Here is a 19,068-nt window from a genome sequence, read left to right as displayed (position 1 = left end):
TTTTTACGGAAGATTTGCTGAAATGGTGTATAATGGGGACAAGACAGAAACAGAAAATTGTATGAAAGGAGTAGCAATGAAGGTTCTAGTGACAGGAGCGACTGGCTTTCTAGGAAAGTATGTTGTTGAAGAGCTAGCTGAACAAGGCTATCAGGTGCGGGCTTTTGGCCGTAATCTGAAGGCTGGTCGGCAGTTAGAGGGTCCTTTAGTAGAGTTTTTTGCTGGTGATTTTACTAGAGAAGAGGAGATTTTTGCAGCCTGCGAAGGAGTGGATGCAGTGGTACATGCTGGTGCTCTCTCAACGATTTGGGGACCCTGGGAGCAGTTTTATCAAACCAATGTAGTAGGGACCAAGCTGGTTATGGAAGCCTGCCGACATTTTGGAGTGCAAAGACTGGTCTATATTTCCTCTCCGAGTGTTTATGCTGCGGCGCGTGACCAATTGGCTATCAAAGAAGAGGCTGCTCCTCAGGAAAATGAGCTGAATTTCTATATAAAAAGCAAGCTCATGGCTGAGCGGATTGTTCGAAGCTACCCTCAAGTTCCATCGGTTATCTTGCGCCCTAGAGGGCTTTTTGGTATTGGAGATACCAGTATCTTTCCTAGGATTCTGCGCTTAAGTCAAAAACTGGCGATTCCACTTATCAGAAATGGCCAGCAAATGATGGATATGACCTGTGTGGAAAATGTAGCCTTGGCTGTTCGTCTGGCTTTAGAGATTCCAGAAGCGCAAGGACAAGTTTACAACATTACCAACGGAGAATCCCGTAGTTTCAGGGATATGCTGGATGAAGCTTTGGATGGTTTACAGGTTCGTAAACGTTATGTTAAGTTGCCTGCTGCTTTTCTAGGTCTTCTGGCACAAGGATTTGAAAGCTTTTATCGCTTTTTTAACATTGAAAAAGAGCCACCTCTGACTCTTTACACCTATTACTTAATGCGTTACAGCCAAACGCTGGATATATCAGCAGCAGTAAGAGATTTGGGCTATCAACCCAAGTTGACAATCAGTGAAGGGATTGCAAAATATGTCCAACATTATCGAGAAAATTGAGTATCTTCAGCCTGGGCGCTGCAGCAGTCACTTGCAACAGATGTTTAAGGGAGTTGCCAAGAAAAAAATGATTTTTCCGGCTGGTGTTTTCCTTTTGAAGCATCGTGAGAAAGGCTATATTCTCTATGACACTGGCTATTCTCCAGCTATTCTGAAGCCCAAGCTCAAATACTGGCTTTATGGTCTGGGAACGCCTGTTGATATGTCAGAAGAGGAGCGTGTAGATCGGCTGCTTGAGCAAAAAGGAATTGCGCCAGAAGATATTTCTTATGTCATCTTGTCGCACTTGCATCCAGATCACATTGGCGGAGCCGCTTTCTTTCCCAAGGCCCGCTTCATTCTGACCAAGACCGTTTTCAAAACTTATCAGCATGCCAAGCTTAAGGATTTGATTTTCAAGGAATTTCTTCCGCAGGATTTTGAGAGTCGGTTGGAAGTGGTGGAACCTCAGCAGGTCCAAGCAGAATTCCTCTATCGCAAGACAGTTGATTTGTTTGGGGATGGCAGTATATATCTGGCCTCAGTTGATGGGCATGCCGCTGGTCAAGCGTGTCTCTTTTTGCCAGATTATCATCTGTTTATCGGAGCTGATTTGTGCTGGGGCGTGGATCTGTTGCCTTATACCGAGCAGATGCGTTTCTTGCCGTCACTAATCCAGGATAACAAGGAAGAATACATGGCTGGTGTGGCCTTGCTGCGGCAGTTGCTTGCTGTCGGTTATCAGGTGCTAGTCAGTCATGATCCGGCTGAGAGAGTGGAACAGATTTTGTATGAAACTAGGAACATTTCTAAAAACCTTTAGCGTCATGCGCTGGGGGCATCGATTTAAAGATCGACAGGCTCTGGAACGCTATCAAGTCAAGGATTTAGCAATCTATCGGGAATTTCTGCAGCAGGAATCGCCTTATTTCAAATCAGGTATTCCAGCAGATTTTAAGATGAATAAAGCCTTTATGATGGAGCATTTCAATGAGCTCAATACTCAGGGACTGAATCGAGATGAGTTGCTAGCCTTTGCCCTGGAGAGCGAGCGGACACGTGATTTTAGTCCCATGATAGGAGAGATTGCTGTCGGCTTGTCTTCAGGGACATCTGGTCACCGAGGCTTGTTTGTCACCACTGAAAAGGAGCGCAGCATGTGGGCGGCAGCCATCTTGGCCAAGATGCTGCCTAAAGGTAAACTCTTTGGGCACAAAATAGCCTTTTTTCTTCGGGCAGATAACCAGCTCTATCAGACTGTCAATTCAGGCTTGATTTCTCTGGAGTATTTTGATACTTTTCAGGGAGCCGAAGAGCATGTAGAGCGTTTGAATGCTTACCAGCCAACGATTTTGGTAGCGCCAGCATCAATGCTCTTGGAGCTGGCTAAACAAGTCCAGGCAGGAAATTTGAAAATTGCCCCTAGCAAAGTCGTATCGGTGGCAGAGATTTTAGAAGAGCCAGATCGGCAGAGGATTCAAGAAGGATTTGGTCTAAAAAAGGTGGATCAGGTCTACCAAGCGACCGAGGGCTTTCTAGCCTGCACTTGTATCCACGGGAATCTTCATCTAAATGAAGATATTGTCCATGTAAAAAAGTGCTACTTGGATGATAGACGCTTTTATCCAATAATTACGGATTTCAAGCGGACTTCTCAGCCAATTTTTCAATATGAGCTGAATGATATCTTGGTGGAAAATCCTGAACCTTGCCCCTGCGGTTCGGTCTTTACACGGATTGATAGGATTGAGGGGCGCTCGGATGATATTTTCGTGTTTGAAAATGCTGCAGGTCAGTCGGTGGAGGTCTTTCCAGACTTTATCCGCCGTTGTCTGCTCTTAGTTGATGGGATTGGAGAATACCAAGTCGCTCAGAAACAGGACCATTCGCTGACCATTGCTATCGAACATCGTAGTCAGCAGCGAGAAGACGAGATTATCCAGCAGTTTCAAAACTTAGCGACTGATAAAAGCTTTCTTATGCCGGCTATTTCTTTTGAAGATTATCAGCGGGACAGAAGTCGTAAGTTGAAACGTATCTATCGGACTTAAGAATGCCCCAAGTGGAAAAATATATGAATCAGAGGCTGAAGCGCTTTGGCAGTTTACCCAACTGCCGAGCAGCCCCAAGTCTGACAAGAAGGAGTTTAATATGACTGCAGTAAAGAATCATATAAAGATTGTTGGTTATGGTACGCATCTACCTAGAAATACCGTGACTTTTAAGGATCAGACCCGTTATCGAGTGGTGGAAAATGAAGAAACCCAGCTTTCCATGGCGGTTAAGGCGATTGAAAAAGCCCTGCAGCAAGCGGGCTTGACAATCAAAGATATTGACTGCATCGTATCGGCCAGTGCGGTGGGCGTTCAGCCTATTCCCTGCACTGCTGCCCTGATTCATGAGTTGGTGGCTAAGGGCTTGTCTATTCCAGCCATGGATATCAATACGACCTGCACCAGCTTTATCTCAGCTTTAAGTCTCATGTCTCATTTGTTGGAGGCTGGTGAGTATCAGAGGATCCTCATCGTGTCCAGTGAGGTTGGAAGTTTGGGTCTCAATCCCAATCAGAAGGAAAGTTTTGAGTTGTTCAGTGACGGAGCAGCAGCTTTGATTTTTGAAGCAACAGAGGAAGAAAGAGGGGTCATCTCCAGCATGCAGCGGACCTGGTCTGAGGGAGCTCATGATACAGAGATTCGCGGTGGTTTGACATCTTTTCAGCCTAAGGAGTATTCGGATGCTACCAAAACTCACTACATGTTTGACATGAATGGCAAGAAGATTCTCTTGCTTTCTGCCAGAAAAATTCCGGAAATGTTTAAAGAATTTAAAGAAAAGAGCGGCCTCAGCCTATCTGATTTGGATTATATCATTCCGCATCAGGCGAGTCGTGCTCTGCCAATGGTCATGCGCAGCTTGGGTATACCTGATGATAAATACCTTAATATTGTGCAAGACTATGGTAATATGGTGTCAGTGGCAGTGCCCTTTTCTCTCTGTTATGCTTTGGAGCGCAACCTAGTCAGAGAAGGGGATACCATCGCTCTGATGGGAACAGCAGCTGGTATGACAGTCAATATGTTGGCTATGAAATTATAATACAATAAAAATAGGGTGTACAGAACCAAAAGAGGTTTTATACACCCTGTTTAATTTTTCAAAATATCAGAAGAGCCAGGATCCATTGGATTCGAGCAACTTCTTACAGCATTTTCAAAAGAAATTCTGCTATTTGTTCAGGACTTTCTTTTTTTCCTCTAGCAATCCACATCTGGCAGACACCAAAGAAGGCATTGGCAAGAAAGACCCGGCTGTATTCTTTTTCGAAATGATTGTAAATGCGATTGCTAAAACGGTCCTGTAGGTTATCTGCCAGCATCACCTGCAGCTTGTGGCGCAAGAAATTTTGAATCTCTTTCGTACCGTTTTCCGTCAAAAGGGCGGCTAAGAGCGGCTCTTGCTGGAGGAACTGAAAGACCTCCGTAATCGCAGTTTTGATATCTTCTTGATTGTTCTCAAAAATATACCCCAACTGATGAAAGAGGTTTTGCTGATAACGTTCAATCATATCGTACTTGTCCTTGTAGTGAGTATAAAAACTACTACGGCTGATACCAGCAGCTTGAGCTAGCTGGACAGTAGTGATATGATCGAAGGACTGCTTATGCAGTAGTGTAACCATGGCTCTTTCAATAATAGCCTTGGTTTTTCGGCGCTTATTGCTTTCTAACATAAAATCTCCCTTTGAGGCTAAGCCTCAGTCTGCTCTTCAAGCTAATAGCTATCATAGCAAACTACTTTTTCTTTTTCTCCACGTACCATTATATCAAATGTTTTTCCAGTGGAAAAGAGTTAAATTCCGGAATTAAGCATAGATAGTTAAAATTTTATCTTAATTAGGCTTGATTGACTGGCAAAAAGCAGTAAAAATAGCGAAGCTGAGACTTAAAGTAAAGTCTCGGCCTTCGTTTTGAGCATTATTTAAAGTAGAGATAGTCGGGGTCAGGAGTGACGTAAAGTAGCTCGCCCTCTTGCGAGAAGATAATAGAAATTTGCTCATTTTTATAAGAGTAAATTATGTAGGTGTTTTGTAATCTTGATGCTTGAGCATTATCAACTGCACCCGCTAAGAAAGCACGCGCCTGTTCTTTGCTTATTTTTTGATCCTGAACCAGCCTCTTCAGATTTTCTAATTCTTTGTCTTGGAAGGCTTCATATTCAGAAGCGAGGTCGGTGCTTACTTTTTCTGGCTCACCCAAAATACTTTTAACTTTTTCTTGGGTATATCCTTTAAATTCAGGAATTTGAGCTTCAAAACCGCCTGTTTCATAGGATTGGTAATAAACCTTGGCATTGCCAGTCGCATAAATCTTATCTTTCTTAGCATGATCGGCATCTTCTGGAAGACCATCTGTGGTTTTTTCTATATCCTTACTAGAACTTCTGGAAGAACTACTGCTGCTAGAGGAGCTGCTTTTACTTTTGGAAGATTGCTTTGATGAGCTTGAGGAATCCTTTAAACTAACTTTTTTTCCTGATTTATCTGAATTAGAAGAGTTAGTGGTAGAATCTGAGTTAGATGGTACAAGGAAACGGCAGGCTGACAGAAGAAATAGTGCTGCAACTAGAGCAAATAAGCTAAATGGTGTTCTTTTTTCATTGTCTAAAACCTTTCTTTACTGTGCTCAATCTGACTTGAGCTGCTGTGGTGTGAGACGTCTGCTGACAGCAGTGTTTCACATGGAACCGTATCGTCAAGTTAAGAGCTCGATGCTTGACTCCATTTACCTAACTTATCATTCTAACATAATACTGATTTTCTGTGTCCCTACCTATGGAAGAATACCTTTTGATTACAGATTATTCAGGGATTAAAGACACTAGGGCTAACTTATTCCACTTCCCTACAATCTTTTTAAACAAAATTAGACACGATGTCTAATTTTTAAAGAATAAACTTGTAATAATTTTCGATTGGTGTATAATCAATTTTATCGAAATTTGGACACTATGTATAATTTTTAGGAGGTAGACATGTTAAGAGAATGGAAAGCCATTTTAAAAAAGCCGACTTTTATCATTGTGATGTTAGGAGTCTCTTTGATTCCTGCCTTGTATAATGTTATTTTCTTGAGCTCCATGTGGGATCCGTATGGAAAGGTATCGGACTTGCCAGTGGCGGTTGTCAATCAGGATAAAGCTGTAACTGCTAGTGGCAAGACCTTGTCTATAGGTGAGGATGTTGTTTCCAGCCTCAAGGAAAATAAAAATCTGGATTTTCACTTTGTCAGTAAAGAAGATGCTCAAAATGGTTTGGAAAAGGGTGATTACTACATGGTTGTGACGCTTCCAAGTGATTTATCTGAACGTGCAGCCAGTATTTTGACCGATAATCCTCAGCAAATGAAGATTGACTATCAAACGTCTAGCGGCCACAGTTTTATTGCTGGTAAGATGAGTGATTCAGCCATGGCTTCTTTGAAGCAGACGGTGGCGCAAAATGTGACGGATACTTATACAAGCGCCATATTTAAGAATATGGGAGATCTAAAAACGGGATTGGTTAAGGCATCTGATGGTGCTCAGCAATTAACATCTGGCAGCCAACAACTAGGTTCAGGAAGTCAGACAATTGCAGATAACTTAAGAACTCTGAATCAAGCTACGAGCAAATTATCGTCCGGTGCAGCTCAATTTAATACAGGACTACAGACTTATACTGGGAGTGTTGCACAAGTATCGTCTGGACTGGGTAGTTTGTCAAACGGGATAAACACTTATGCAAATGGTGTAAGTACTGTGGCCAAAGGTGCAAATCAGCTGTCGGGTCGATCAGCAGACTTATTGGGTGGAGTCCAACAGCTTACTCAGTCAGGAGATGGAGTTCAGGCCTTATCGACAGGTGTAACGAATCTGAACACTGGCTTGGCTACATTAAAGTCATCGGTAGATACAACTTTAGCTAACAATCAGCAAAACGTGAATGATTTGGCAACTGGCTTGACTCAGTTGAATGCTAGTATTCAAGCTGCAGCAAGTGACTCAGCAGTGCCAACAGACAGCATTGAAGCTTCGCTGACTAGCATAGCAGCATCCGCTCAGGCCATTATCAATAATAATCAAGACGCCAAGGCCGCAGCTTTGGCAAGTGTCCAAGGGACGAGCGCTTATCAAGGCCTTTCTAGTGAGGCTAAGGCTGAGATTGACGCAGCAGTCAGTGCTAGTCAAGCAGGAAGTGATCAATCTACTCAGGCGATTTTATCAGAAATCGATACAATGAGGGCTTCTCTTGAAACGATAAAAGGCGCTAGTCAAACAAAACTTAGTCAGTTAGAAGGTGCATCAAATCAAGTTCTGCCACAGGCAGCTAGCATGATCAATGGCCTTTATAATGGCTTATCAACGGTGAGTACTGGCCTCGGTTCAGCAAGCGGAGGAGCCAATCAACTAGTCACAGGTGTAGATACCCTAAATGATAAACTAACGACTGGCGCGACACAATTGGAACAAGGGGTGATAAGTTATACCAATGCAGTTGGTCAGCTATCTGAGGGAACATCAGCTTTGGCAAGTAAGAACCCTGATTTGCTAGCAAATACAACAAAATTAGCAAACGGGGCAGCCCAATTAACAGATAAATCGCCAGAATTGACCTCTAGTTTCGGGAAATTAGCGGATGGGACCAATCAATTAGCGAGCGGAACAGGGAAGCTAGCTGATGGCAGCAGTGCTTTAACAGATAATCTCTCTAAACTTACTGTGGGGACGAGCGATTTGTCTAATGGACTCGCGGATGCAGGCGATAAATTGTCGGCTGTTTCAACCAAGGAAGACAATGCAAAAACTCTGGCAGATCCTCTGACACTGAGCAAGACAGATGAGAACAAGGTAGAGAAAAACGGCATTGGGATGGCGCCTTATATGATTTCAGTAGCTTTATTTGTGGCGGCTATTTCAACCAACATCATCTTTAGTACACTTCCATCGGGTCAAGAACCTAGGACGAAACGAGATTGGCTGAAGGCCCGTATAGAGGTAAATGGAGTCATTTCTGTCGTGGCGGGTGTTTTGGTCTATGGTGCTGTGCACTTGATAGGCCTATCTGCTAACCATGAGTGGGCAACCCTTGGTTTGATTGTACTAGCCAGCATGACCTTTATGGCTCTTGTAACCGCTTTGGTTACTTGGGATAGCAAGCTCGGTGCCTTTGCTTCTCTGATTCTCTTGCTTTTACAGCTGGCTTCTAGTGCAGGAACCTATCCGCTGGAGTTGACTAGTAAGATTTTCCAAGTTATCAACCCTTGGCTGCCAATGAGCTATTCTGTATCGGGCTTACGCCAAACGATTTCCATGAATGGCCAAATAGGTAGTCAGGTGGTCTTCCTTGCTTTTGTTTTAGTTCTTTTCATGGCACTTGGTACTCTGGTCTATCGAACGGATAAAAAACAGCTAGCTTAGGGTCTGTGCCTTTATGAATCTGTAAGAATGTAGATGAAAAGTCTATCTGTAATTCTTTTACTTTTTCTCTAATCAACATCTCCTGAAAAGGGAGATGTTTTGTTTTCTTTAAGTTTTCTTTATCTTTCTTTTAAGTTTTCATCTTTAAAATTGCATTACATTCAAGAAAGATAGAGAGGGGAGAAGCCCATGGCAGAAAAAAATTTTCAAAATCATTTTCAGCGCTTTGAAACCAAATACATCATTTCCAAGGAAACCTTGCTGGATCTATTGCTAGAGTTTGAAGGCTATCTGGTGGAGGATGAGCGAGCTTATTCGACCATTAACAATCTCTACTACGATACGCCGTCTTATCAGCTCATTCGTGAGTCCTTGGAAAATCCTTGCTTTGACGAGAAGGTGCGCTTGCGGACTTATCAAGAGCATCCGACCGAAGATAGTCAAGTCTTTTTAGAAATCAAGAAAAAGACAGAGAATCTGGTCAGCAAACGCCGAATTGCAGCAGATTTGCTGACAGCGGAAGCCTATCTGGACGGAGATTACAGTCAGCTGACTGACGTTCAGATAGATAAGGAAATGGCTTGGCTAACCCAGCGTTTTGGCAATATTCAGCCTATGATGTATATCGGCTACAATCGTTATTCGATGAAAGGGATTGAGGATGAGCGGATTCGGATTACCTTTGATCACGACCTTACCTACCGTCCTTATGATCTGAGTCTCTTGGCTGGTCGCCATGGAGATCATCTCCTGCCAGCCAATCACGTTATCATGGAAGTTAAGACTCCAGAAACCTGCCCGCTATGGCTGAGTGAAATCATGGATCGCTACCAACTGTCTCCTAGCTCTTTCTCCAAATATGGCTTTGCTTATAAAAAAGCAAATTATATCAGCAGCAAATAAAATAGATAGGAAAAGAAAAATGAAACAATCAAAATCAACTCTTAAAAAAATTAAATTGATGATTCCACTGGTCTTGATGACAGCAGTGCTGGGAGCATGCAGTTCAAATGCCAGCAGCTCTACAGCTTCAAGCACTACCCAGACTGCTAATGCTACCAGTACCAGTCAGACTAAGACTAATACTTCTGATTATTTTGCCTCAGAGGACTCAGATGCTTCTTATGATGAGTCCAAGGCGACGACCATCAGCCTGAGTGGCTCTAGTGCTAAGACCTCTGGTGACGGCGCTAGTGTCTCCGGCTCTACCGTGACAATTTCTGAGGCTGGGACCTATGTCGTTTCTGGAACGAGTGAAAATGTGCAGATTGTCGTCAAAGCAGGTGATAGCGACAAAGTTCAAATCGTCCTAAATGGCGTAACCATGAGCGGGACAGACGCAGCTATCCTAGTAGAAAATGCGGGTAAAACAAGCCTGACTCTGGCTGACGGCAGCCAAAACACCATCTCAGATTCATCAAATCACAGTAATACGGATGCAGATGCAGCTATCTATAGTAACTCTGACCTGACTCTCAACGGATCTGGAAGCCTGACAGTTGACGGCAAGTATGAAACAGCGATTAAGTCTGAGCAGACCTTGCGGGTGACAGGTGATACCTATACGATCAAGGCAGCTAAGCATGGTCTGTCAGCAGCTTCAGCCATTAATATCAAGGACGCTACTATCGATATCACAGCGACAGAAGATGCCATCCACGCGGACAATGATGAAGATACTTCTCTGGGGAATCTCTATATCCAGTCCGGTACCATCACGATTAATGCAGGTGATGATGGTCTGCACGCTAGCAATATCGCTTTGATTGATGGTGGGACGATTACGGTTTCCAAGAGTGTAGAAGCTCTGGAAGGAACCAATGTTACCATTAACGGCGGCAAGCTGGATCTTTATGCGACAGATGATGGGATCAATGCAGCTAGTGACGTAACTGGCGCTGATATCTTTATCAAGATTACTGGTGGCGATATCAAGGTCGAGGTCGGTGAAGGCGATACCGATGCTATCGACTCCAACGGTGATGTCATCATGTCAGGAGGAAACTTGGATATTACTTCTACGGTATCTGCCTTTGACTTTGATGGAACGGCTACCTACACTGGCGGTACCATCACGGTCAATGGTGAAAGCCGAACAGAAATCACAGCAGACGGACCTGGCGCTGGTGGACCTGGTGGCGGCGGTGCCCCAGGCGGCCAAGGCGGTTTTGGTGGACGATAAAAAAGCCAGCAAGATAACAATGAAATAGTGTCTAATGAAAGAGAAGAATCCTCATTCCAGTTGGAATGAGGATTCTTGCTATTCATCAATTCTGATCAACATCTTTTCCGTATCCATCGTCACTTGAGCACCGATGGTGATGGTAAAGAGTGGCTGAGTATGAGCAAAGTCCAAGTCATGGAGGACGGGAATCGTCTTTAGAATTGGATGTTTATCCACGATATAAAGGAGCAACTCCTCTGTCATCTGGCATTCTTTTGGAAAGCGGCCGATGAGAAGAGCCTGCGGGTTGGGATAGGCCTGAAGGAGGGCTGCTAGATTGCGGTCAAATTCTACATAATCATCTTCCTCCGCCTCTTCAACAAAGAGGACATAGTTTTCATCTGTTGGGGCATAGGGTGTTCCACGCAGAAGTGAGAAGGTGGAGAGATTACCGCCGATAACAGTGGCTTGGGCTTGCCCGTGATGATAGACCTTCCACTCCGTTTCATGGAAGGTCAGTGGGGCATCGGGCAGGTACCAGGCGTTGTCGCCCCATTTTTCACTAGGAGTCAATTCATAAGAAGTCTGGCTGACGGCCTTGAGCCAGCTCTCGGTCTGGTAGTCCTGTAGAGCATCCATTTTAAAGCTAGAGTAAGAGGGTCCCATGTAGGTCTTCATGCCGGTCTTGCTATAAATAGCGCTGAGCAAGGCTGTTGTGTCTGAGTAGCCGCAGAAAATCTTAGGATTTCTAGCAATTAACTCAAAGTCCAGATAGGGCAGGAGCTCATTGCAGTTGAAACCGCCGATGGTGGCCAGGATGGCATCAACGGAGTCATCTGAAAAGGCAGCATGGATGTCTGCCACCCGGCTTTCGATGGAGGCAGAGTCTAACAGATCATTTTCCAGATAATGCTCCGAAAAAGACACGGTAAATCCTAGCTTTTCCAAGCGCTCCTTGGCGGCTAGATTGGCCTCAAAGCCACCGATGTGTTCAATTGACGCCGAGGGGCTGACGACCCGAATGTGCATACCAGGTGTGAGTTTTTTCATAGGGACCTCCTTGGAATAAATTTTTATAGAATATCATAGCACAAAGGCCAAGGCCTGTAAAGCAATCTTAGAGAATTGTGGGAATTTTTATCAAAAAAGGAGCCGCTGAGGACTCCCTGATTGTATATATTCTTTTCTATGATTTATTCGCTGAGCTTAATGCTGCCGCTTTGGGCGCTGGCAGTAAGTGTAGTTGTCGGATTTTCGACTTTACGGATGGCAGAGTCGCTAACATCATCGTCTTTGGTGTGCTCTACACTCATACCACTAGGGATGTCAATTTCACCTAGATCCGTTTTCAGATCAAAGGATAGCTGCGACAAACTGCCGGAAACCAAGTTCAGATTAATATCGCCAAGTTGGTCAGTGATAGAGATTGTACCAGCTAATTCCAACTGTTCAGAGTTCAGTGAGCCGCTTGAGATTTTCAGAGTGCTGTCGGAGATTTTGCTCGAGTTTAGATTGACCTCTCCCAGAGAGTTTGCTATTTCGCCAGCTGCGAATTGGCTGTTGCTCAGAGTGATGGTACCTGAAGAATCAATGATTTTGCCAGAGCTAATCTGACTGTTATTGAAGGTAATCTCTCCCAGAGAGTTCTTAAATTTACCAGCTGCGAATTGGCTATCATTCACAGTCAACGAGCCATTGGATAGAGAGAAGTCAGCATTTTTGGCTGATAGATTGGACATCGTAACATCTCCTAATGACGAACTGCCGCTGAATGTCTCAAGCTTGGTCCCCTTGGGCAGGGAAAGCTGCACAGTACGCTTCCCCTGAGATTCGTGGTCAAATAAGCTGAGTAAGGAGCGGATGCCAGCGCTTATGTGGAAGGAGCCTGCACCATCTTCCTTGATGTTTAAGTTTCCGTTTTCAGAACTTGTTGTTATTTTTCCAAGCGAGCTTCCATCAATCTGATAGTTACCATCGCTTTGGTAATAGGTCAAGTGAGCCTTGTCATCAGGAGATTCGCTGATGACGAGGTTTCTAGCTGCTAAGTTAATATTTAGGGAAGAAAGATCAGAGAAACTTTCTTCTTTTTTCGTTAGTTTTACCTTGCTTTTGGCAGAATTGACCAAGTCGTTGACACCGCCTGTAATGGAGCCGATAGTTGTCAGGGCTCCACCAAAGAGGCAGGCTAAAATAGCTGCGGATAAAAGAGGTTTTTTCAATTTGATGTTAGCCATGACGTGCTCCTTTCTTTGCGAAGAGTTGAGCTAGTTTGACAAAGCCAGCCTTGCCAAACTGAGTAACAGGAGAAATGCCTGCGTAGAAGATGCCGGACAGTCCCAGAGCTAGAACACTGAGCCCCAGAGTGAAGAGGAAAGCCGGGATCGATGTCGTCAGTCCCACTGTCAAAGTGTCCCAGATCAGGCTGATTCCAAAAATAAAGAAGGCAAAGGCACCTATAGCCATGACTAGAGCAAAGATAAAGACTAAGAGGAAGAAAACGAAAGTCAAAAGTGCTGCTACTATAAAGAGCGGAATAGCCAAAGGTGCTGCCAAAATGGATAGGATAGCAATCTGGACGATGTTCTTAGTGTTTTTTGATGAACTGCTGTCTTGATTATCTTCCTCGACTTTTTTGTCCAAAAGATTCAACATAATCTCATGGGCCGCTTCCTTAGGACTGCCTAGCTCAGCAATAGCGGCTGCCTCGCCCTCTGGGCCTACCTCATCGAAATACTCAGTGAAGTAATCCATAGCTTCCTGGTAGTCCTTGCGTGGCAGTTTTTTCAGATATTTTTCTAGCTCAGCTAGATACTCGGTTCTTGTCATGACGGATGCTCCCTTCTATGATACCGCTGATGGTCATGGTATAAGTTTGCCACTCTTCTTTTAGAGTGAGTAGATGTTCATGCCCGTAGGCAGTGAGTGAATAGTATTTTCGTTTTCGTCCTTGGTACTCCTGTGAATAAGTCGTGAGGCAGTCATTTTGCTCCAGCTTCTTCAGAATAGGGTAAAGTGTTGATTCTTTGATATTGGCAATCAGCTTAATCGTCTGGCTGATTTCATAACCGTAGGAATCGTCTTTTTCAAGGATGGCTAAGATGAGAAACTCAATCAAAGCCGATGATGTGGGGAAAGACATAGGAGCACCTCCTTGTGTAAAATATTTATATATAATCTTTCTATATATAGTCTACAACCTCTCGGGAAAAAAGTCAAGCAAAATATATAAAATTTTTATATATTTTTTGAAAATGCTCTTTAATGGCTATTTATAAGGTGTATCAAAGTACCTTTCTTCCTTATAAGAACTTTACATCTTCCTTAGCTTTTGTGTTGAAAACATCTTCCATAAAATGGTAAAATGGTGTAAGTCTAACTAAAAATATAAGAGAGAGCTATGAAAAAACATCAAACCCTATATAAATTTTTGAGCCAAACCCTACTATATTTTGTTATCTTTCTGGCCTTGCTTTATTTCTTTAGCTATCTGGGTCAGGGTCAGGGTGGCTTTATCTATAATGAATTTTAATGTGAGAGAGTAGGAAATAATGTCAAATAAAGTGATACATGATATGATTGAAGCGATTGAGCATTTTGCTCAGGTGCAGCCGGATTTTCCAGTTTATGATATTTTAGGTCAAGTTCATACTTATGGCGATTTAAAGAAGGATTCCGATTCGTTGGCGGCTCAGATTGACCGTTTGGGACTTCCTGACAAGTCTCCGGTTGTGGTCTTTGGCGGTCAGGAATACGAAATGCTGGCTACTTTTGTGGCCTTGACCAAGTCTGGTCATGCCTACATTCCTATTGACAGCCACTCAGCCTTGGAGCGCGTGGCAGCGATTGTGGAAGTTGCTGAGCCAAGTTTGATTATTGCCATCAATGATTTTCCGCTGGCAAATGTAGAAGCTCCTATTTTCAGTGCGGAGCAAGTCCAGACAGCCTTCAGAGAGGGAGCGTCCTATGAGCTTAGCCATCCAGTGCAGGGAGATGACAACTACTATATTATTTTTACATCAGGGACAACTGGTAAACCTAAGGGAGTGCAGATTTCCCACAATAATCTGCTCAGCTTTACGAATTGGATGATTACAGATAAGGAGTTTGCGACTCCGGCTCGTCCTCAAATGTTGGCTCAGCCGCCTTATTCTTTTGACTTGTCAGTCATGTACTGGGCGCCGACTTTGGCCTTGGGAGGAACTCTTTTTGCCCTACCTTCGGCTGTGACTCAGGATTTCAAGCAGCTGTTTGAGACGATTCTCAGTCTGCCCATTGCTATCTGGACTTCGACGCCTTCCTTTGCGGACATGGCCTTGCTGTCGGATGACTTTAACAGCCAGAAGCTGCCTCAGCTGACGCATTTCTACTTTGACGGTGAGGAGCTGACAGTCAAGACAGCTCAGAAACTGCGCGATCGCTTCCCTCAAGCTCGCATTATCAATGCCTATGGTCCGACTGAGGCAACAGTGGCTCTGTCTGCGGTAGCGGTGACAGATGAGATGCTGCAAAATTGCAAGCGCCTGCCGATTGGCTATACTAAGGCGGACTCTCCTACCTTTGTCATTGATGAAGAGGGGCAGAAGGTGCCGAATGGCCAGCAGGGAGAAATCATCGTCTGCGGCCCAGCTGTATCCAAGGGCTATCTGAATAATCCTGAGAAGACAGCGGAGGCCTTCTTTGAATTTGAAGGTCTGCCAGCCTATCATACAGGAGATGTCGGCTCGATGACAGATGAAGGCTTGCTGCTCTACGGCGGCCGGATGGACTTCCAGATTAAGTTTAATGGTTTCCGTATTGAGCTGGAGGATGTGTCTCAGAACCTGAACAAATCGAAATACATTGAATCTGCAGTAGCTGTTCCCCGCTACAATAAGGACCACAAGGTTCAAAATCTGCTGGCCTACGTCATCCTCAAAGACGGTGTGGCTGAGCAGTTTGAGCGAGAAATCGATATTACCAAGGCAATCAAGGAAGATCTGCAGGATATCATGATGTCCTATATGATGCCGTCCAAGTTTCTCTATCGAGAGACCCTGCCTCTGACCCCGAATGGCAAGATTGACATTAAGGGGCTGATTAGCGAGGTCAATAAGCGATGATGGATTTCTTGAAACAGCTGCCTCACTTGGAACCCTACGGCAATCCAGTTTACTTTGTCTATATCGTTCTGGCAGTTCTACCAATCTTTGTTGGACTTTTCTTTAAGAAACGCTTCCCCCTTTATGAAGCCTTGGTCAGCTTGGTCTTTATCGTCCTGATGCTGACAGGTCCCAGTCTGGCGCAGCTCTGTGCTTTGCTGGGCTATGTCATCTGGCAGATAGTCTGGGTTTACTCATATAAGCTTTATCGCAGGTCGCGGGACAGCAAGTGGATCTTTTATCTGCATACTTTGCTGGCGGTTCTGCCACTTGTGCTTGTCAAGGTAGAGCCCGCAATCAGCGGTCATCAGTCTCTCTTTGGCTTTTTGGGGATTTCCTATCTGACCTTTCGTTCGGTAGGGATGATGATTGAGATGCGCGATGGAGTTCTGACAGAATTCACGCTCTGGGAGTTCCTGCGTTTCCTGCTCTTCATGCCGACCTTTTCGAGTGGCCCCATTGATCGTTTCAAGCGTTTCAATGAAGACTATTTGAACATTCCCGAGCGCGATGAGCTGCTGGATATGCTGGAGCAGTCTGTCAAGTATATCATGCTAGGCTTCCTTTATAAGTTTATCCTAGCCCATATCTTTGGACATCTCTTGCTGGGGCATGTCAAGACCTACGCTCTCTATACCGGCGGTTTCTTTAATCTGGGAACTCTGGGCGTCATGTATGTCTTTGGTCTGGATCTCTTCTTTGACTTTGCCGGTTATTCGATGTTTGCGCTAGCTATTTCCAATCTCATGGGAATCAAGAGCCCAATCAACTTTGATAAGCCCTTTCTCTCTCGTGATTTGAAAGAATTTTGGAATCGCTGGCACATGAGTCTGTCCTTTTGGTTCCGTGATTTTGTCTTTATGCGGCTGGTCATGGTCCTGATGCGCAATAAGGTCTTTAAAAACCGCAACACGACCTCTAGTGTGGCCTATCTGATCAACATGCTGATTATGGGCTTCTGGCATGGTGTAACCTGGTACTATATCGCCTACGGTCTCTTTCATGGAGCTGGCTTGGTGGTCAATGATGCCTGGCTGCGCAAGAAGAAAACGCTAAACAAAGAGCGCAAGGCCAAAGGGCTTCCGCCTCTGCCAGACAATAAATGGACCCAAGCTTTGGGGATTGTGGTGACCTTTCACGCAGTCATGTTCTCATTTTTGATCTTTTCTGGATTTTTAAATGAGCTTTGGTTTAAAAAATAAAAATGAATGAGGAAGAAAAATGGATATAAAAGCAGAAGTAATTGAAATTATTGAAGAACTATTTATGGAAGATGTGTCAGACATGATGGACGAGGATTTGTTTGACGCTGGTGTCCTAGACAGTATGGGAACGGTCGAGTTGATTGTTGAGCTGGAAAACCGTTTTGACATCCGCGTGCCAGTGTCAGAGTTTGGCCGCGATGACTGGAACACAGCCAACAAAATCGTTGAAGGCGTAACGGAGCTTCGCAATGCTTAAACGACTCTGGCTGATTCTGGGCCCAGTTTTCTGCGCTATGGTCATGGTTGCCCTGCTCTTTTTCTTCTATCCGCTTGATAAAAAGCATGATATAGAAGCAGAGAAGCGCTCGGCAGTGACCCTGACAGCAGAAAACTTCAAGAGCCGCAGTAAGAAGGTGACAGCCTTGACCGATAAGAAGATGCGCTTTGTGCCCTTCTTTGGCTCTAGCGAATGGCTGCGCTTTGATAGTATGCATCCGGCAGTGCTGGCTGAGAAATACGACCGCTCCTATCGTCCTTATTTTCTAGGCCAGCGCGGAGCAGCATCGTTTAATCAGTACTTTGGTATGCAGCAGATGTCCTCTGAGTTGGAGGGACAAACGGCGGTTTATGTGGTATCGCCCCAGTGGTTTACCAAGACCGGCTATGATGCTTCGGCCTTTCAGCAGTACTTCAACAGCGATCAGCTGACGGCTTATCTGTCTCAGCAGCAGGGCGATGCGGCGGCGCAATATGCAGCCCAGCGCCTCCTTCAGCTCTATCCAGATGTTGCTATGGCAGAGAGCGTCCAGAAGCTGTCTGAAGGTAAAAAGCTGAGCAGCTTTGAAGAGCGCCATATTGAGATGATGGCTCATCTTAATGAGCGCCAAGATGCTTTTTTTAGCAATTTTGCTGCCCTCAATAATGGAAATTATGACCAGCGAATTTTGCCTTATATGGCGGATTTGCCAGACACCTTCTCCTATAAAGCTTTGGAAGAGATTGCCACAGCAGAAGCCAAGAAGAAGACCAATAACAATCAATTCGGCATAGACAATCAATTTTACAAGACCCGTCTGGCCGGCAAGGTTGCCAAGCTCAGAGGTTTTCAGACCAAGCAATCTTATGAAAAATCCCCTGAGTACAACGACTTGCAGCTGGTTCTGGACCAGTTTGCCAAGTCAAAGACCAATGTCATCTTCATCATTCCACCGGTCAATTCTAAGTGGATGGAGTATACAGGTCTCAGTCCTGAAATGTACCAGCGGACGGTGGCTAAGATTCGCTACCAGCTGGAAAGTCAGGGTTTTACCAACATTGCTGACTTTTCTAAGGACGGCGACAAGCCTTACTTCATGCAGGACACTATTCACATGGGCTGGAATGGCTGGCTGGCCTTTGACAAGGCGGTTGATCCTTTTGTAGCCAATCCACAGCCGGCGCCAAACTACCAGATTAATGACCGTTTCTTCACTAAGGAATGGTCTCAGTATACTGGCAAACCAGAAGAATTCAAATAGGGTTGGGACTTTCCGACCTTATTTTTATAAAGGAGGAAAGATGAAGATTCGTTTGTCCCAAACAGAAGATATCCCAGCTATTATGGCGATTTATGATGTAGCCCGTCAGTTCATGAAAGACCAGGGCAATCCGACTCAGTGGGATGGAGGCTATCCTAGCGCGGGTTTGATTGAGGAAGACATCGCGTCTGGCCACTCTTTTGTTATCGAGGAAGATGGGCAGCTAGTTGGCACCTTTGCTTTTATCATCGGAGAAGACCCGACCTATCAGGTCATCGAAAAGGGGGCCTGGCGTTTTTCAGAGCCCTATGGCACCATCCACCGTATCGCTTCAAATGGGCAAGTCAGAGGCCTATCCCGTCAGGTCTTTGATTTTTGCTGCCAGCAGATTCCCTATTTGCGAATCGATACCCATGCGGATAATCAGGTTATGCAGGCTGCTGTCCTGAACTACGACTTTAGGGAGTGCGGCATCATCTATGTGGAAGATGGCAGTCCTCGCCTGGCTTATGATTATCATCAATAAAAAAATCTGCTCAAGGGCAGATTTTTTAGG

The 19,068-nt window shown here is 44.7% G+C and carries 20 protein-coding genes; 14 read left to right on the top strand and 6 right to left on the bottom strand.

What is annotated here, in order from left to right:
- Positions 1 to 22 precede the first annotated feature (22 nt).
- The 4 genes from HMPREF9389_RS08675 to HMPREF9389_RS08690 all read left to right on the top strand — a co-directional run bounded on the left by HMPREF9389_RS08675 (position 23) and on the right by HMPREF9389_RS08690 (position 4,129).
- On the top strand, positions 23 to 1,054 hold the full coding sequence (locus HMPREF9389_RS08675) for an NAD-dependent epimerase/dehydratase family protein (protein ID WP_002928537.1): 1,032 nt from the start codon (positions 23 to 25) through the stop codon (positions 1,052 to 1,054).
- The gene (locus HMPREF9389_RS08680) at positions 1,029 to 1,856 is read left to right on the top strand and encodes an MBL fold metallo-hydrolase (RefSeq protein WP_002928530.1); all 828 of its coding nucleotides are present in this window, start codon (positions 1,029 to 1,031) and stop codon (positions 1,854 to 1,856) included. Before HMPREF9389_RS08675 ends, HMPREF9389_RS08680 begins: the two co-directional genes overlap by 26 nt.
- Positions 1,825 to 3,084 carry a F390 synthetase-related protein gene (locus HMPREF9389_RS08685; RefSeq protein ID WP_002928527.1) on the top strand — a complete coding sequence of 420 codons (1,260 nt, stop codon included), beginning with the start codon at positions 1,825 to 1,827 and terminating at the stop codon, positions 3,082 to 3,084. Before HMPREF9389_RS08680 ends, HMPREF9389_RS08685 begins: the two co-directional genes overlap by 32 nt.
- A 100-nt stretch (positions 3,085 to 3,184) precedes the next feature.
- Positions 3,185 to 4,129 carry a 3-oxoacyl-[acyl-carrier-protein] synthase III C-terminal domain-containing protein gene (locus HMPREF9389_RS08690; RefSeq protein WP_002928525.1) on the top strand — a complete coding sequence of 315 codons (945 nt, stop codon included), beginning with the start codon at positions 3,185 to 3,187 and terminating at the stop codon, positions 4,127 to 4,129.
- 103 nt (positions 4,130 to 4,232) lie between these two features.
- On the opposite strand, the gene HMPREF9389_RS08695 is transcribed toward HMPREF9389_RS08690, so the two are convergent.
- Both HMPREF9389_RS08695 and HMPREF9389_RS11585 read right to left on the bottom strand, forming a co-directional pair.
- Positions 4,233 to 4,763, bottom strand: a complete 531-nt coding sequence (locus tag HMPREF9389_RS08695) for a TetR/AcrR family transcriptional regulator (protein ID WP_002928524.1) — start codon at positions 4,761 to 4,763, stop codon at positions 4,233 to 4,235.
- Between the two features lie 244 nt (positions 4,764 to 5,007).
- Entirely contained in the window at positions 5,008 to 5,457 is a 450-nt protein-coding gene (locus tag HMPREF9389_RS11585; RefSeq protein ID WP_235787861.1) for a DUF4947 domain-containing protein, read from the bottom strand.
- Here HMPREF9389_RS11585 and HMPREF9389_RS12220 point away from each other — a divergent pair.
- The 4 genes from HMPREF9389_RS12220 (at position 5,444) to HMPREF9389_RS08725 (ending at position 10,670) form a co-directional block, all read left to right on the top strand.
- Positions 5,444 to 5,905: a hypothetical protein gene (locus tag HMPREF9389_RS12220; RefSeq protein WP_002928514.1), complete on the top strand. Its 462-nt coding sequence runs from the start codon at positions 5,444 to 5,446 to the stop codon at positions 5,903 to 5,905. The genes HMPREF9389_RS11585 and HMPREF9389_RS12220 overlap by 14 nt on opposite strands.
- Positions 5,906 to 6,064: 159 nt before the next feature.
- Entirely contained in the window at positions 6,065 to 8,488 is a 2,424-nt protein-coding gene (locus tag HMPREF9389_RS08715) for a YhgE/Pip domain-containing protein (protein ID WP_002928512.1), read from the top strand.
- 189 nt (positions 8,489 to 8,677) lie between these two features.
- The gene (locus HMPREF9389_RS08720; RefSeq protein ID WP_002928511.1) at positions 8,678 to 9,391 is read left to right on the top strand and encodes a polyphosphate polymerase domain-containing protein; all 714 of its coding nucleotides are present in this window, start codon (positions 8,678 to 8,680) and stop codon (positions 9,389 to 9,391) included.
- 19 nt (positions 9,392 to 9,410) lie between these two features.
- Complete coding sequence (locus HMPREF9389_RS08725; RefSeq protein WP_032906253.1) at positions 9,411 to 10,670, top strand: carbohydrate-binding domain-containing protein; 1,260 nt, start codon at positions 9,411 to 9,413, stop codon at positions 10,668 to 10,670.
- Positions 10,671 to 10,748: 78 nt separating this feature from the next.
- On the opposite strand, the gene HMPREF9389_RS08730 is transcribed toward HMPREF9389_RS08725, so the two are convergent.
- From HMPREF9389_RS08730 to HMPREF9389_RS08745, 4 genes are all read right to left on the bottom strand, one after another.
- The gene (locus HMPREF9389_RS08730) at positions 10,749 to 11,702 is read right to left on the bottom strand and encodes a S66 family peptidase (RefSeq protein WP_002928507.1); all 954 of its coding nucleotides are present in this window, start codon (positions 11,700 to 11,702) and stop codon (positions 10,749 to 10,751) included.
- Between the two features lie 143 nt (positions 11,703 to 11,845).
- Positions 11,846 to 12,886 carry a DUF4097 family beta strand repeat-containing protein gene (locus HMPREF9389_RS08735; RefSeq protein ID WP_002928505.1) on the bottom strand — a complete coding sequence of 347 codons (1,041 nt, stop codon included), beginning with the start codon at positions 12,884 to 12,886 and terminating at the stop codon, positions 11,846 to 11,848.
- On the bottom strand, positions 12,879 to 13,478 hold the full coding sequence (locus tag HMPREF9389_RS08740; RefSeq protein WP_002928503.1) for a DUF1700 domain-containing protein: 600 nt from the start codon (positions 13,476 to 13,478) through the stop codon (positions 12,879 to 12,881). The genes HMPREF9389_RS08735 and HMPREF9389_RS08740 overlap by 8 nt, the downstream gene beginning before the upstream one ends.
- Positions 13,453 to 13,791 (bottom strand): PadR family transcriptional regulator, encoded by a 339-nt coding sequence (locus HMPREF9389_RS08745; protein WP_002899377.1) that lies wholly within the window; start codon positions 13,789 to 13,791, stop codon positions 13,453 to 13,455. Before HMPREF9389_RS08745 ends, HMPREF9389_RS08740 begins: the two co-directional genes overlap by 26 nt.
- 258 nt (positions 13,792 to 14,049) lie before the next feature.
- On the opposite strand from HMPREF9389_RS08745, the gene HMPREF9389_RS08750 reads away from it, so the two are divergent.
- The 6 genes from HMPREF9389_RS08750 to HMPREF9389_RS08775 are packed head-to-tail and all read left to right on the top strand — an operon-like array spanning position 14,050 to position 19,038.
- Entirely contained in the window at positions 14,050 to 14,181 is a 132-nt protein-coding gene (locus tag HMPREF9389_RS08750; protein WP_002928498.1) for a teichoic acid D-Ala incorporation-associated protein DltX, read from the top strand.
- 19 nt (positions 14,182 to 14,200) lie between these two features.
- Positions 14,201 to 15,751: a D-alanine--poly(phosphoribitol) ligase subunit DltA gene (gene dltA, locus HMPREF9389_RS08755; RefSeq protein ID WP_002928496.1), complete on the top strand. Its 1,551-nt coding sequence runs from the start codon at positions 14,201 to 14,203 to the stop codon at positions 15,749 to 15,751.
- Entirely contained in the window at positions 15,748 to 16,992 is a 1,245-nt protein-coding gene (gene dltB, locus HMPREF9389_RS08760; protein ID WP_002899375.1) for a D-alanyl-lipoteichoic acid biosynthesis protein DltB, read from the top strand. The genes dltA and dltB overlap by 4 nt, the downstream gene beginning before the upstream one ends.
- Before the next feature lie 19 nt (positions 16,993 to 17,011).
- Entirely contained in the window at positions 17,012 to 17,251 is a 240-nt protein-coding gene (dltC, locus tag HMPREF9389_RS08765; RefSeq protein ID WP_002894204.1) for a D-alanine--poly(phosphoribitol) ligase subunit DltC, read from the top strand.
- A complete protein-coding gene (gene dltD / locus HMPREF9389_RS08770) occupies positions 17,244 to 18,512 on the top strand; it encodes a D-alanyl-lipoteichoic acid biosynthesis protein DltD (protein ID WP_002928495.1) in 1,269 nt (422 codons plus the stop codon). The genes dltC and dltD overlap by 8 nt, the downstream gene beginning before the upstream one ends.
- 40 nt (positions 18,513 to 18,552) lie before the next feature.
- The gene (locus HMPREF9389_RS08775) at positions 18,553 to 19,038 is read left to right on the top strand and encodes a hypothetical protein (protein WP_002928494.1); all 486 of its coding nucleotides are present in this window, start codon (positions 18,553 to 18,555) and stop codon (positions 19,036 to 19,038) included.
- The last annotated feature ends 30 nt before the right edge of the window (positions 19,039 to 19,068 follow it).

It is taken from the genome of Streptococcus sanguinis SK355, from assembly GCF_000212855.1.
GTDB classification, from domain to species: Bacteria; Bacillota; Bacilli; order Lactobacillales; family Streptococcaceae; genus Streptococcus; species Streptococcus sanguinis_A.
The sequence above is the reverse complement of the archived record's forward strand: the minus strand, read 5'-3'. Positions and strand labels throughout refer to the sequence as shown.

What these genes read in the sequence shown, in the direction of transcription:
- HMPREF9389_RS08675 (WP_002928537.1), top strand. Translation starts at nt 23, where the DNA reads ATGGTGTATAATGGGGACAAGACAGAAACAGAAAATTGTATGAAAGGA.
- HMPREF9389_RS08680 (WP_002928530.1), top strand. Translation starts at nt 1,029, where the DNA reads ATGTCCAACATTATCGAGAAAATTGAGTATCTTCAGCCTGGGCGCTGC.
- HMPREF9389_RS08685 (WP_002928527.1), top strand. Translation starts at nt 1,825, where the DNA reads ATGAAACTAGGAACATTTCTAAAAACCTTTAGCGTCATGCGCTGGGGG.
- HMPREF9389_RS08690 (WP_002928525.1), top strand. Translation starts at nt 3,185, where the DNA reads ATGACTGCAGTAAAGAATCATATAAAGATTGTTGGTTATGGTACGCAT.
- HMPREF9389_RS08695 (WP_002928524.1), bottom strand. Translation starts at nt 4,763, where the DNA reads ATGTTAGAAAGCAATAAGCGCCGAAAAACCAAGGCTATTATTGAAAGA.
- HMPREF9389_RS08715 (WP_002928512.1), top strand. Translation starts at nt 6,065, where the DNA reads ATGTTAAGAGAATGGAAAGCCATTTTAAAAAAGCCGACTTTTATCATT.
- HMPREF9389_RS08720 (WP_002928511.1), top strand. Translation starts at nt 8,678, where the DNA reads ATGGCAGAAAAAAATTTTCAAAATCATTTTCAGCGCTTTGAAACCAAA.
- HMPREF9389_RS08725 (WP_032906253.1), top strand. Translation starts at nt 9,411, where the DNA reads ATGAAACAATCAAAATCAACTCTTAAAAAAATTAAATTGATGATTCCA.
- HMPREF9389_RS08730 (WP_002928507.1), bottom strand. Translation starts at nt 11,702, where the DNA reads ATGAAAAAACTCACACCTGGTATGCACATTCGGGTCGTCAGCCCCTCG.
- HMPREF9389_RS08735 (WP_002928505.1), bottom strand. Translation starts at nt 12,886, where the DNA reads ATGGCTAACATCAAATTGAAAAAACCTCTTTTATCCGCAGCTATTTTA.
- HMPREF9389_RS08740 (WP_002928503.1), bottom strand. Translation starts at nt 13,478, where the DNA reads ATGACAAGAACCGAGTATCTAGCTGAGCTAGAAAAATATCTGAAAAAA.
- HMPREF9389_RS08745 (WP_002899377.1), bottom strand. Translation starts at nt 13,791, where the DNA reads ATGTCTTTCCCCACATCATCGGCTTTGATTGAGTTTCTCATCTTAGCC.
- HMPREF9389_RS08750 (WP_002928498.1), top strand. Translation starts at nt 14,050, where the DNA reads ATGAAAAAACATCAAACCCTATATAAATTTTTGAGCCAAACCCTACTA.
- dltA (WP_002928496.1), top strand. Translation starts at nt 14,201, where the DNA reads ATGTCAAATAAAGTGATACATGATATGATTGAAGCGATTGAGCATTTT.
- dltB (WP_002899375.1), top strand. Translation starts at nt 15,748, where the DNA reads ATGATGGATTTCTTGAAACAGCTGCCTCACTTGGAACCCTACGGCAAT.
- dltC (WP_002894204.1), top strand. Translation starts at nt 17,012, where the DNA reads ATGGATATAAAAGCAGAAGTAATTGAAATTATTGAAGAACTATTTATG.
- dltD (WP_002928495.1), top strand. Translation starts at nt 17,244, where the DNA reads ATGCTTAAACGACTCTGGCTGATTCTGGGCCCAGTTTTCTGCGCTATG.
- HMPREF9389_RS08775 (WP_002928494.1), top strand. Translation starts at nt 18,553, where the DNA reads ATGAAGATTCGTTTGTCCCAAACAGAAGATATCCCAGCTATTATGGCG.